General features: G+C 28.4%; 12 protein-coding genes, 1 pseudogene and 1 riboswitch. Of the genes and pseudogenes, 8 read left to right on the plus strand and 5 right to left on the minus strand.

The window, feature by feature from the left end; all coding sequences use genetic code 11:
* The 4 genes and pseudogenes from LLF98_RS06995 to LLF98_RS07010 form a co-directional block, all read right to left on the minus strand.
* Positions 1 to 263, minus strand: a pseudogene (locus LLF98_RS06995) (gamma-aminobutyrate permease); the annotation flags it as partial.
* Positions 264 to 538: 275 nt separating this feature from the next.
* Positions 539 to 713, minus strand: a riboswitch (Lysine riboswitch).
* Between the two features lie 296 nt (positions 714 to 1,009).
* A complete protein-coding gene (locus LLF98_RS07000) occupies positions 1,010 to 1,813 on the minus strand; it encodes an ABC transporter permease (protein WP_291702203.1) in 804 nt (267 codons plus the stop codon).
* Positions 1,807 to 2,511, minus strand: a complete 705-nt coding sequence (locus tag LLF98_RS07005) for an ABC transporter ATP-binding protein (protein WP_291702345.1) — start codon at positions 2,509 to 2,511, stop codon at positions 1,807 to 1,809. Before LLF98_RS07005 ends, LLF98_RS07000 begins: the two co-directional genes overlap by 7 nt.
* A 74-nt stretch (positions 2,512 to 2,585) precedes the next feature.
* On the minus strand, positions 2,586 to 2,954 hold the full coding sequence (locus tag LLF98_RS07010; protein ID WP_291702205.1) for a GntR family transcriptional regulator: 369 nt from the start codon (positions 2,952 to 2,954) through the stop codon (positions 2,586 to 2,588).
* A gap of 312 nt (positions 2,955 to 3,266) precedes the next feature.
* Between LLF98_RS07010 and LLF98_RS07015 the strand changes: the two genes are divergently transcribed.
* The 8 genes from LLF98_RS07015 to trpS all read left to right on the plus strand — a co-directional run bounded on the left by LLF98_RS07015 (position 3,267) and on the right by trpS (position 11,340).
* Complete coding sequence (locus tag LLF98_RS07015) at positions 3,267 to 4,313, plus strand: PocR ligand-binding domain-containing protein (RefSeq protein WP_291702207.1); 1,047 nt, start codon at positions 3,267 to 3,269, stop codon at positions 4,311 to 4,313.
* Positions 4,314 to 4,566: 253 nt separating this feature from the next.
* A complete protein-coding gene (gene nadA, locus LLF98_RS07020; protein ID WP_291702209.1) occupies positions 4,567 to 5,496 on the plus strand; it encodes a quinolinate synthase NadA in 930 nt (309 codons plus the stop codon).
* A 2-nt stretch (positions 5,497 to 5,498) separates the two neighbouring features.
* The gene (locus LLF98_RS07025) at positions 5,499 to 6,806 is read left to right on the plus strand and encodes an L-aspartate oxidase (RefSeq protein ID WP_291702211.1); all 1,308 of its coding nucleotides are present in this window, start codon (positions 5,499 to 5,501) and stop codon (positions 6,804 to 6,806) included.
* Positions 6,781 to 7,620 carry a carboxylating nicotinate-nucleotide diphosphorylase gene (nadC, locus tag LLF98_RS07030; RefSeq protein WP_291702213.1) on the plus strand — a complete coding sequence of 280 codons (840 nt, stop codon included), beginning with the start codon at positions 6,781 to 6,783 and terminating at the stop codon, positions 7,618 to 7,620. Before LLF98_RS07025 ends, nadC begins: the two co-directional genes overlap by 26 nt.
* A 291-nt stretch (positions 7,621 to 7,911) precedes the next feature.
* Positions 7,912 to 8,625, plus strand: coding sequence for an MBL fold metallo-hydrolase (locus tag LLF98_RS07035; RefSeq protein WP_291702215.1), 714 nt, complete (start codon positions 7,912 to 7,914; stop codon positions 8,623 to 8,625).
* A gap of 366 nt (positions 8,626 to 8,991) precedes the next feature.
* Positions 8,992 to 9,726 carry a 4Fe-4S binding protein gene (locus LLF98_RS07040; RefSeq protein ID WP_291702219.1) on the plus strand — a complete coding sequence of 245 codons (735 nt, stop codon included), beginning with the start codon at positions 8,992 to 8,994 and terminating at the stop codon, positions 9,724 to 9,726.
* Positions 9,727 to 10,045: 319 nt separating this feature from the next.
* The gene (locus LLF98_RS07045) at positions 10,046 to 10,285 is read left to right on the plus strand and encodes a TIGR04540 family protein (protein WP_291702221.1); all 240 of its coding nucleotides are present in this window, start codon (positions 10,046 to 10,048) and stop codon (positions 10,283 to 10,285) included.
* 35 nt (positions 10,286 to 10,320) lie between these two features.
* A complete protein-coding gene (trpS, locus tag LLF98_RS07050) occupies positions 10,321 to 11,340 on the plus strand; it encodes a tryptophan--tRNA ligase (RefSeq protein ID WP_291702223.1) in 1,020 nt (339 codons plus the stop codon).
* Positions 11,341 to 11,406: 66 nt separating this feature from the next.
* Here the strand turns inward: trpS and LLF98_RS07055 are convergent, their stop codons facing one another.
* Complete coding sequence (locus LLF98_RS07055) at positions 11,407 to 12,633, minus strand: aminopeptidase (protein ID WP_291702225.1); 1,227 nt, start codon at positions 12,631 to 12,633, stop codon at positions 11,407 to 11,409.
* Positions 12,634 to 12,686: the final 53 nt, after the last annotated feature.

The raw sequence follows: 12,686 nt of genomic DNA on the forward strand, positions 1-12,686 counted from the left end.
GCTGGATCAATAAATTTATTAGCATAGGTACTGAAGGAACCAGAAATTGGCATAAAAGTTGCCATTTCCCCCAAACTAGTTATTAAAAAGTACACCATAATACCTACTAATCCATAAGCAACTAATGCACCTCCAGGTCCAGCTTGATTTAAGGTATCTCCCATTGCAAGAAATATGCCTGTACCAATGGAACCACCTAAAGCTATCATGTTTAAGTGCCTTGCTTTTAAACCTCTTTTTAACTCATTTTTTTGTTCACTCATTTTGTTTATCCTCCTAATGGTTTTAAAATTCCATAAGTAACTAACTAAGATAATATAAAGTGAAACTTGATTCAGTGGGAGTGAGCCACATCTGAATCTTAGCTAAACTTATCCACGAACCTGATGGCACTTATCACCAGTCTAAAGAGGCTAGTGATAAGTGACACTCTATGGAATAAAGATTTGAACAATAAAAAAATGCCATGAAAGTATATTCATGACATAAATACGAAAATTGCATATTTAAATAAATATAAGAAATACCGTATATTTTCATTGAAAATAGCTCTCCACAAAATAGTTTGTGACAGTCTTATGTATATTTTACATAATCCCAATAAATAGCATCAAAGCAAGTAGCTATTTACTTCGGCGAAAGTTCCTTTCATATTACTTCATTGAGCTTACCTCCATAATATTACTCTTAAGTTTCGCACCTCTATCTAAGTTATTTACTTGTCATTTTATAAGTTATTATGTAACAAAATTAGAGATAAGTCAATATAAAATGTTTGATAGATTATGAAAACATAGGAATAAAGATGTTAGACAATTAGCTACAATCGGAGCATCATTTCTTCCAGAATCAATTAAAAGAGACAGGTGAGACCAATACAAATACTGCTTTAGTACTGAAATGGTATGGGAAACACTTAGCAGTTATGAGCATACGTGAAAAAGAGCAAGCTTAATATAAACTAAGTTTGCTCTTTTTTTAAATATTTAATATTTAAATTCTAAAAGAATTATTCTAAATTCAACTTATTCTTTAATATATAGTTAGTTATTATAAAGTAAGCTATAAAGAAAACTAAATTAAATAAAATTATAAATCCAACAAATAAATGAATTGGTAAAGGTGAATTAATATTATAAAACATAGATGAAATATTTGAATATGAAAACGCTACACCTATAGCAGACGAAATTGCACCCGTAATTAAGTTTAAAACTATAAATGCACCAAAAGATGAAAGTATTCTATGTTTGCTAAATAAATGACCAAGTGATATAGATGCATAAATCATAGTAACATATTTTATTAAGTATACTAAAATGGCAATAATTACTTCTATAATTACTATATAAATATGAACTCCCAATTCAGAATACCCATCTGAAAGTGCTCTAAATAACTCATGAAAAAAATTGATAAAATCATCAGGTTTAAATGCCATAATAATTATTGAAAGTATAGCTACAAATCCACTTACAATATTCCAAAGAGTAGCAATGGAAATTTTACTTGTAAGATTTATTGTAGTAGTTACAGGAAGAGTATTCATTAAATAGCCTTCATCTCCAAGTAAATTTTTATAAAATCTTTGTATTATTACAAAGAATGTCACTATAAAAACGGCAGCCATAGTGCATCCGTATCCAAAGATACTAAGTATAAAGGGAATAGAACCAAAGCCTTGAAGCTTATCAGCAAGACCTGTTCCAATGAAAAATTTATTAATAACAGCAAAAGCTAATAATGCTATATAAAGTGGGATAAGAATTCTAGCAGTTGCTTTTATTTCATATTTCATTAATTTTCCTAACATTTAAATACCTCCCTAAATAGAGCATCAACACTCTTTCCTTCATCTTCTCTAATTTCATCAACACTCTTAGTTAAGAATATTCTCCCATATGATATAAATACTACATCATCTAATACTCTTTCGATATCTGAAATAAGATGAGTTGAAATAATAATAGTCGCATTTTCATTATAATTAGTGATTATTGTATTTAAAATATAATCTCTAGCCGCGGGATCAACACCAGCTATTGGTTCATCTAATAAATAAAGATCTGCTTCTCTACTCATAACTAAAATAAGTTGAACCTTTTCTTTTGTCCCCTTAGACATAGTTTTTAATTTATCATTAGGATTAATATTCAATTTTTGAAGCATTTCATGGGCCTTTTCAGGATTAAAATTATCATAAAAATCTTTAAAGAAATTAATAATGTCAGAAACTTTCATCCAATCATTTAAGTAAGTTCTCTCAGGTAAATATGAAACGATTTTTTTTGTTTCAATCCCCGGTTTAAGGCCATTTATTAATATTTCTCCGCTTGATGGAGTTAAAAGCCCATTTGCAAGTTTTATAAGTGTACTTTTACCACTGCCATTAGGACCTAATAAACCAACAATTCTGCCACGCTTAATTGTTAAATCGATACCTTTTAAAGCTTCAGAATTAGTATATGCTTTAACTAAGTTCTTACATTCTAAAATAGGGTTACTATCCACATTGCTATTTGTAAAATTAGATGTTGAATCATTTTCAGCAGAATCGTAAAGCAAATTATTTTCATCATTATTCATTATTTCATCTCCTTTAATATAATTTCTACAAGTTCAATTGTTTCTTGTTTTGTGTATCCGATTTTTTCCATATTATAAAGAAATTTTTCAATTTGTTCTTTTGCTAAACCATTTCTAATATCTTTAATCATATTACTATCCTCCGTAATAAATCTACCACTTGTTCTTTGGCTAAAGACTAAACCTGTTCGTTCTAATTCTGTAAGTGCTTTTTGCATTGTGTTTGGATTAACTGATGCATCACTAGCCATATCCCTAACTGATGGTAATTTATTACCAACTTTATATACACCTGAAATAATCCTAAGTTGTATTTGTTCCATTAGCTGTAAATATATTGGTCTATCGTCATTAAAATTCCATGACATAATCTCACTCCTTTGTAAATTCTACCTTTGTGTGACTGTATTAAGTTGTTAATACAATAATACGGATATAGTTATTATTTGTCAATAACATATTTAAATTTATTTTTTTAATAAAAATTAAAGCTTATAATAAAGTAACAATTTAATACAAAATCATTTAAGAAAAATAAAAAAAAATCGATAATTAATCAGTAAAGTTTAGAAGTATAGAATTAATATTTAAAAAGTAACTTGATTTGGCAACTTAGTACATGTTATTTAAAATATTAAAATTAAATTTATACGATCTAGTAGAAAGAAAGGGAGATTTTTATGATAAAAATATTGGAGAATAATAAACTAGATATGAATGCTTTGGAGATAAAAGATATAATTGATATTAAGTTATTACAAAAATTTCAAGATGATTTTGCTTTTGCAATGAATTGTGCAAGTGTAACTGTAGATAAGAATGGAAATCCAGTAACAAATCCAAGCAGTTATACAAGGTTCTGTAATAATTTTGTTCATTCAACTAAAAAAGGTGATGATAGATGTGCAGCTTCTCATAAAAGGATGGGAGAAGAAGCAGCAAGAACAGGCAAACCTTTTGTAGGAGCATGTCATGCTGGACTTGTGGATTTTGCAGCACCTATTATCGTAGAAGGAAAATTAATTGGGACAGTTTTAGGTGGACAAATGTTAACAGATTCCCCTAAAGAAAAAGATTTTATACAAATTGCAAAAGAAATAGATGTAAAGCCAGATTCATTTGTAGAAGCAGCGAATGAAGTTAATATTGTAAATTTAAAACATATAGAAAAGGCAGCAGATGTATTATTTATTGTTGTAAATTCTCTTGCTAAAAATGGATATAATCAAATTGAATTAGATATAGTATCGAAAAGATTAGCAAACAATTTTATACAGGTGTCTGCGAATGTAGAGGAACTTTCAGCTTCAGCAACTAATATTTCAGCTCAACAAGAAGAATTAAATACTGAAATAACTCAAGTCGGTGCGATTACAGAACAAATTAATAGTATACTTGAAGCTATAAAAAGTATAGCAGCTCAAACTAAAATGTTAGGACTTAATGCTTCTATTGAAGCTGCACGTGCAGGAGAAGTAGGGAAAGGATTTTCAGTTGTTGCAAAAGAAATAAAAAATTTAGCTGAAAATTCTAAGGAAACAGCCAAGAGTATTTCAGAGTTAACAACTAAAATACAAGAATCAGTTACTGGAACTATAAAAAATTCTAAAATAATTCTTGAAACAACTAAAGAACAATCAGCAGCTATGGAAGGGGTTAGTGAAAATATTCAAGATTCAGTATATATTGTGGAACAATTAAGTAACATGATGGAAAATTTAAAATAGATATTTTTATTAACATATTTATAACTATCTCAAAATAATTTGAGATAGCTTTTTTGTTTTAAAACAGATTCTGAAATAAAAAGTAAGAATTATATAAGTGCTAATAAATAAGCAATTGTCATATTGAGATAAGAGTAGTAAAATATGCTGGAATTAATATGACTAAATATGTTGAAGATAAAAATATGTGGTGATATAATTATCTTTAACGGTGTATATACACCTATAAAATTATTTAAGAAGAGGTGTAAATATGGGGATAGATTTAGTACAAGAAATATTAAGATTAAAAAAAGAAAAAAATGCAATTATCCTTGCTCATTATTATCAACCAGGAGGTATACAAGAGTTAGCGGATTTTGTAGGAGATTCTTATTATTTAAGTGAAATAGCTAGAGATTGCAAAGAAGAAGTTATAATGTTTTGTGGGGTTAGGTTTATGGCTGAAAGTGCAAAAATTTTATCACCACATAAAACAGTTTTGATGCCATGTGCTAGTGCAGGTTGTTCTATGGCAGATATGGCTAGTGGTAAGGCTTTAGTAGAATTAAAGGAAAAATATCCAGATGCTTATGTGGTTTGTTATATAAATTCAACATACAATGTAAAAGCTCACTGTGATGTAGCTGTAACATCTTCAAGTGCATTAAAGATATTAAAAAATGTACCTAATAAGCAAATAATGTTTTTGCCAGATAGAAATTTAGGTGGGTATATTTCGGAATTCTTTCCAGAAAAAGAATTTATATTATGGGATGGATTTTGCAGATGCCATAATAAAATAAGTAGAGAAGATATATTAAAAGTAAAAGAAAAACATAAAGATGCTAAAGTATTGGTACATCCAGAATGTACAAAAGAAATTAGAGACATAGCAGATTATATAGGAAGTACAAGTGGAATAATAGATTATGCAACTAAAGATGAGGGAAATGAATTTATTATAGGAACAGAAGAAGGGATTTTACATGAATTAAAAAAGAAAAATCCTAATAAAAGTTTTCTCATTCCTGGGGATAAAATATGTTGTCAAGATATGAAGAAGACAACCCTTGAAAATTTATATGATGCCCTATTAAATATGAAAAATGAAATAACTTTAGATGAAGATATTAGGAAAAAAGCCCTAAGGTCTTTAGAGAACATGCATATATTAGGATCAGCAAATAAGTCAGGCAACTAGATATGAATAAATTTGTTGATGTATTAATAATTGGTTCAGGGGTATCAGGGCTTTATTGTGCATTAAATTTAAGAAAAGATTTAAGCATTTTAGTTGTATGCAAAGATAAGATGGATTGTAGTAATACTTATTTAGCACAAGGTGGAATATCTGTTGCAAGAGGTGAAGATGATATTCCTTTATATATAAAAGATACTTTAAAAGCTGGAAAGTATAAAAATGATTTAGAAGCTGTTAAAGTTTTAACTTCTGAATCTATGGACAATATAAAAAGTTTAATAGAAATGGGATTGAAATTTGATCGAAATGAAGCTGGAAGTTTAAATTTTACTAAAGAAGGTGCTCATACTATAAATAGAATAGTGCACACAAAGGATAATACAGGAGAAAGTACAGCTAAGATTCTTATTGAAAAAGTTAAGTTACAAGATAATATAAATGTTTATGAAGATACGTATTTTGTAGATATTATAGAAAAAGAAAGAGAATGCATTGGAGCCATATTAGTAAAAGAAGATGAGCAAATAAATGTTTATGCAAAAGCTGTGGTGCTTGCAACTGGTGGAATTGGTGGATTATTCAATAATTCAACAAATCAAAGAATATTAATTGGAGATGGAATAGCAGTTGCAACAAAGCATAATATAAAGCTAAAAGATATGAACTATATTCAAACTCATCCAACAGCATTTTATGAAGAAGAAAATAATCAGAGGAGATTTTTAATATCTGAATCATTAAGAGGAGAAGGTGGAATCCTTACAAATGTAAATGGAGAAAGGTTTATAAATGAACTTTTACCCAGGGATGTGGTTTCAGAAGCAGTTTATAAGCAAATAAGAGAAACTGAAACACCTTATGTAAATTTAGATATAAGATTTTTGGGACAAGAATATATAATAAACAGGTTTTCAACTATTTATGAAGAGTGTTTAAAGAGAGGCACAGATATAACAAAAGAATATATTAAAGTTTCTCCAGCTCAGCACTTTTTTATGGGAGGAATAAAAGTAGATTTAAATTCTAGAACATCTATGAAAAATTTATATGCAGTTGGGGAAACAAGTTGTACAGGAATACATGGAGCTAATAGACTTGCAAGTAATTCTTTACTTGAAGGACTTGTATTTTCAAGAAGGGCTGCACTTCTAATTAACAATACTGTGGATAATTTGGAAATTAAAGTTTCGACTGTGGATAAATTGAATAAATCTATAGAAGAAATAGTAATTGAAAATAAAGAATTAGCTATGAAAGTTATAAAAGAAAAAGGTGGGAAGCTAGATGATCAATTACTTAGTTGTCGATAAAATAATAAAGGATGCACTTATAGAAGATATTCCAAGTGAAGATATAACAACGAATTCAATTATAGATGAAAAAAGTATTTCTACAGTAGAGTTATTATGCAAAGAAGAAGGAATAATTGCAGGTCTTGAAATCTTCAAAAGAGTATTTGATATATTAGGCAATGTTGAAGTTGAATTATATAAATGTGATGGAGACAAAGTATATCCTAAAGATAAAGTTGGATTTTTAAAAGGAAGCACTAGAAACTTATTACTTGGGGAAAGGATAGCATTGAACTTATTACAAAGAATGAGTGGAATAGCTACCCTAACTAATAAATTTGTAAAAGAAATAAATCATACAAATGCAAAGTTATTAGATACAAGAAAAACAACACCAAACCTTAGAATATTAGAAAAGTATTCAGTGAAAATTGGTGGTGGATGTAATCATAGGTTTAATTTATCAGATGGAGTTATGCTTAAGGATAATCATATAAGTGCAGCTGGTGGAATAAAAAATGCTATAGAACTTGCAAGAAAGAATTCATCATTTGTTAGAAAAATAGAAGTTGAAACTGAAAATTTAGAAATGGTAAAGGAAGCATTAGACGCAAAGGCAGATATAATAATGCTTGATAATATGAATTTAGATTTAGCTAAAGAAGCAGTAAAGCTCATAAATAAAAGAGCTTTAATAGAATTCTCAGGAAACGTGGAATTAAGTAATATTAAAGAAATAGCACAAATAGGAGTAGATTATATATCTGTTGGCGCATTAACTCACTCCGCAAAAATATTAGATTTGAGTATGAAAAATTTAACTTTAATTTAAAATTTGCTGAATAATGTGCTTATATTTAGGATATGATCAAATATAAAAATATTTAACTATTTATAGTAATAATGCGGGTTAAAGATGAATTTGAAATAATGACTTAAAGTGTTAAATAGAAGATTAATAACAAAAGCTAATGGTGTGAAATTATATTTGTTAGCTTTTGTTTTTTTTATATTTAAAGGTTAAAAGCTTCTAATACCCAGATAAAGTATAAAATTGTGTATAATGAAATAGTATTATTGTATTAAGTTATTCGAAATACTATTGAGGGAAAGAGGTTTTTTGATGAAGGAATTAAGGTTCATAGGAATGGGAAGTGCCTTTAACACCGAACTTGGTAATACAAGTGCCTTTGTAAAGAAGGGAAAGAGCTTACTTTTGATAGATTGTGGAGGAACTGTTTTCCATAGATTAAAAGAGCTAAATATGTTTGATGAGTTAGAAAATTTATATATTATAATTACTCACACACATCCGGACCATGTTGGAAGTCTTGGAGAAGTAGTATTTTATTCATATTACATTTTGAAGCATAGACCAACTATTTTCTTTCCACAAAAGGAACTAATAGAAGGTTTTCTAACTAGCATAGGTGTAAGTTCTGAAATGTATCACCTTAATAGTTTTGAAATGGTAGAGGTGAATGATATGCAACTTGGAGAGCTCAATATAGAATTTGTACCAGTTTCTCATGTCGATACAATACCGTCGTATGGATTTATAATGAAATTAAATAAAAAATCGTTTTACTATAGTGGTGATGCAAACAATTTAAGTAACAAAGTAATTGATAAGATGAAAAGTGGAGAAATTTATAGAATTTATCAAGATACATGTGGATTAGAATATGAAGGAAATAATCACTTATCATTAAGAAAACTTTGTCGTATAGTTCCACTGGAATTTAGAAATAAGGTTTATTGTATGCATCTTGATAAGCATATAATAGAACAAGAAATAAAAGATAATGGATTTAATGTTGTTGAGAGATATAAATAATATGTTTATTTATAATGAAAAATTAGCGGATGAAATAGCAACTTGGATAGTGAATAAATATGTAGTTGCTATAGGTGAATTAGTTGAAAATCTAGAAAAACTAAAATAATATAGCAATAATTATTGTACATAAATAAAGCACCTTTTCTAGTGAGTTTGATATAACAATTATATTATACTAGAATTGGTGTTTTTTATTATTTTCAAAATATTTTTTATTTGTTTCAAATGAAACAGAAAAGTTGCTATTATTCTAATATAATAACATCATAAACTAAATAATTTAATGTAAATAGCACAAGAGTAGATGTTTTAATATAAACAAATTTAAATGAGCATAAAAAATTATATAGGATGGTGGGTTTTATGATAAGAAGAGTTATTAAAATAGATGAAGAAAAGTGTAATGGATGTGGACTTTGTGCAAGTGCTTGCCATGAAGGCGCAATTGGTATGGTAAATGGAAAAGCAAAGTTGTTACGTGATGATTATTGTGATGGACTTGGAGATTGTCTTCCTTCATGTGCAGTTGGTGCAATTACATTTGAAGAAAGAGAAGCAGCTGAATATGATGAAGAAGCTGTACAAATTCATATGGAAAAAAGAAAAATGGAACAAAAAAATATAGAAGTAAATAAAAATGAAAAAATATCATTTGGGTGTCCAGGCTCACAATCAAGAGTAATAAACCATAATAAAATAGAAGTTAAAAGTGCATCTAGTACTAGTGAAGTACGATCTCAATTAAATCAATGGCCTGTGCAAATTAAGCTTGTACCAACAAATGCTGAGTATTTAAACAATGCTAATCTACTTATAGCAGCAGATTGTACAGCTTATGCATATGGAGATTTTCATAATAAATTTATGAGAAACAAAATTACACTTATAGGTTGTCCAAAGCTTGATGAAGGAGATTATTCAGAAAAGCTTACAGCAATTTTAAAAATGAATGATATAAAAAGTCTTACAGTAGTAAGAATGGAAGTACCTTGTTGTGGAGGAATAGTAAATGCAGTTAAGAATGCATTAAAAGTAAGTGAAAAGATGATTCCTTGGCAAATAGTAACTATTTCAACTAATGGAGAAATTATTGAATAAGGATACAAACTAAAAAGGGGATATACTATCTTAAAGTGTTAAAGATAAGATAGTATGTCTCCTTTAGTTATTTAGAGTTTGTAAAAGAGATATTTCTCAAAGATTCAGTTGGTATTATTATAATGTCGAGACGTTTTTTACTTTTGAACACCCAGGAGATGAAATTATAAAAGAATGTGCCTTATGTTTGAATATGGAATTTTCCTATATATAATGATATAATAAAGCGAAACTTATTTACTAAATTGCAGTTAATAGGTAATAATATAATTATAAGAAATTTAAAAAAATTTAATTTTTAAGTGTTAAGGAGAAAGAGATGAGAGCAGTTTATAGAAACCCAAAAGAATTAGCAACATGCTTAAAGGATATTGTAGATACATATACTGATGATTTAATTTCATATGAAAAGATGGAAAACAGAATCATGAAAATTGTTGATGCAAATAAAGAATCTATTTATAAAGAAAAGAGCATGTCTGTAAAGATTGCGAATGTTTTAGGTGATAAAAGGGTGGAAATTATCAATAATGTAGTTGAAAGTAAAATAAAACCATAGGTTTAGTTACTTTTATAGTTTAGGAGTGAATTTTAATGGATAAGAAAATAATATTAACAGGAGATAGACCAACTGGAAAGTTACATATAGGACATTATATAGGTTCTTTAAAAAATAGAGTACATCTTCAAGAGTCTGGGTTATATGAAAGTTTTATAATGATTGCAGACCAACAAGCTTTAACTGATAATGCAAGAAATCCTGAAATGATAAGAAATAGCTTAAAAGAAGTTGCATTGGATTATCTAGCAGTTGGAATTGATCCAAGTAAATCAAATATATTTATACAATCACAAATACCAGAATTAAGCGAACTTACAATGCATTATTTAAATCTTGTTACATTATCAAGATTAGAGAGAAATCCAACAGTTAAACAAGAAATAAAGCAGAAGAATTTTGAAAATAGCATTCCAGCTGGATTCCTTATATATCCTGTAAGTCAAGCTGCTGACATAACAGCATTTAAAGCAACTACAGTTCCAGTTGGAGAAGATCAATTACCTATGATTGAACAAACTAGAGAAATTGTTAGAAGCTTTAATTCTATATATGGAGATGTTTTAGTTGAGCCAGAAGCTATACTTCCAAGCTCAAATGCTGGAAGATTACCTGGTACTGATGGAAAAGCTAAGATGAGCAAATCAATAGGAAATTGTATATATTTATCTGATGATTCAGACTCAATTAAAAAGAAAGTTATGTCTATGTATACAGATCCTAATCATATAAGAGTGGAAGATCCAGGGCAAATAGAAGGAAATACTGTATTTACTTATTTAGATATTTTTGCAACGGATAAAGATGTCGTAGAAGAAATGAAAGAACACTATAAACGTGGTGGACTTGGTGACATGAAGGTTAAAAAATACTTAAATGAAGTAATGCAAGCTGAACTTGAACCAATAAGAAACAAAAGAATAGAATTTGAAAAGAATATTGATTATGTATATGCTATGTTGAAAGATGGTAGCGATAAAGCTAGAGCAGTAGCAGCAAATACTTTAAAGGAAGTCCGTGCCGCAATGGGCATAGAGTATTTTACCGGAAAATAGAGGAATAAATCTAATATTAAAGATGAATTGTTTCAAAATAGCTTATTTTGAAACAATTCATCTTTTTTATGCCCAATTACCATCCTTAAATATTTGAATTTTTTCTCCACTAGCTTTAACACCAATTATATTTGTATCTTTTGTTCCTATCATAAAATCAACATGTGTTAATGAAACATTTGCAGATGCAATTTTTGATTCATCTTTATTCATTTTTTCTCCATCTTTTATACAACATGGATATGAAGAACCAAGCGCTAAATGGCAGGAAGCATTTTCATCATATAATGTATTATAAAAAATTATATTTGAATTTGAAATTGGTGAATTATAAGGCACTAAAGCAACTTCGCCTAAACGATTTGAACCTTCATCAGTATTTATTAATTCTCTTAAAATATCTAAGCCAGTTTCAGCAGTGAAATCTATAACTTTACCATCTTTAAAGGTTAATGAGAAATTATTTATTAAATTTCCACAGTAGCTTAGAGGTTTTGAACTAAAGACAGTTCCATTTACTTCATCTAATTTTGGCGTAGTATAAACTTCTTCAGTAGGCATATTTGCAATAAATTTAAGGCCATCTTGAGTAGTATCTTCTCCACCACACCAAATATGATTTTTAACTAATCCAACTTTTAAATTAGTTCCGAGAGAATTGGTAAAATGTAAATATTCAAATTCATGAGCATTTAATTCTAAGACTTTTTTATGAAGAAGATTAACATGGATATTCCAAGCTTCTATAGGATCCTCCTCTTTAAGTCTCATAACAGTGAAAATGGTATCCCATAAAGTTTCTACAGCTTCCTTGGATTCAACTTCACTAAATACTTTCTTAGCCCAATTTTCTGTTGGAACTGAAATTATACACCAAGAATTTTTGTTAGAAGTACAAGCATCATGATACTTTTTCAGAGCAATACGTTTATTTTTTTGATAAGCTGATATTTTATCAGAATCTACATCTTTGAAAATATCAGGATCAGATGCAGAGATGCTTAAAAAAGCAGCATTCTTTTCTACATAATAATCATATTTATCACGCTCGAAATCTGGAATAAAAGATAAAATTTCTTTGCCAGAATTATTAAATCTAATTTTATTAAATTTCTCATCGCTATAATTTATAACGACATCAGAAGCACCAATTTTATAGGCTTCTTCTGCAATCATTTTTGCAAAATCGCTACACTCTATAGGACTATTTATAACTAATAAACCTTCTTTTTGTATATTTATGCCCTTAATAACGGCAAGTTTTGCATATTTCAATAATAAATCATTAAACAACTATATCACCTCATAATTAATAATTTTTATTCTTTTATTATTACACTAATTTC

The sequence above is a fragment of the Clostridium sp. genome (genome assembly GCF_021372645.1).
GTDB lineage: Bacteria > Bacillota > Clostridia > Clostridiales > Clostridiaceae > Clostridium.

What these genes read in the sequence shown, in the direction of transcription:
- LLF98_RS07000 (WP_291702203.1), bottom strand. Translation starts at nt 1,813, where the DNA reads ATGTTAGGAAAATTAATGAAATATGAAATAAAAGCAACTGCTAGAATT.
- LLF98_RS07010 (WP_291702205.1), bottom strand. Translation starts at nt 2,954, where the DNA reads ATGTCATGGAATTTTAATGACGATAGACCAATATATTTACAGCTAATG.
- LLF98_RS07015 (WP_291702207.1), top strand. Translation starts at nt 3,267, where the DNA reads ATGATAAAAATATTGGAGAATAATAAACTAGATATGAATGCTTTGGAG.
- nadA (WP_291702209.1), top strand. Translation starts at nt 4,567, where the DNA reads ATGGGGATAGATTTAGTACAAGAAATATTAAGATTAAAAAAAGAAAAA.
- LLF98_RS07025 (WP_291702211.1), top strand. Translation starts at nt 5,499, where the DNA reads ATGAATAAATTTGTTGATGTATTAATAATTGGTTCAGGGGTATCAGGG.
- nadC (WP_291702213.1), top strand. Translation starts at nt 6,781, where the DNA reads ATGATCAATTACTTAGTTGTCGATAAAATAATAAAGGATGCACTTATA.
- LLF98_RS07035 (WP_291702215.1), top strand. Translation starts at nt 7,912, where the DNA reads ATGAAGGAATTAAGGTTCATAGGAATGGGAAGTGCCTTTAACACCGAA.
- LLF98_RS07040 (WP_291702219.1), top strand. Translation starts at nt 8,992, where the DNA reads ATGATAAGAAGAGTTATTAAAATAGATGAAGAAAAGTGTAATGGATGT.
- LLF98_RS07045 (WP_291702221.1), top strand. Translation starts at nt 10,046, where the DNA reads ATGAGAGCAGTTTATAGAAACCCAAAAGAATTAGCAACATGCTTAAAG.
- trpS (WP_291702223.1), top strand. Translation starts at nt 10,321, where the DNA reads ATGGATAAGAAAATAATATTAACAGGAGATAGACCAACTGGAAAGTTA.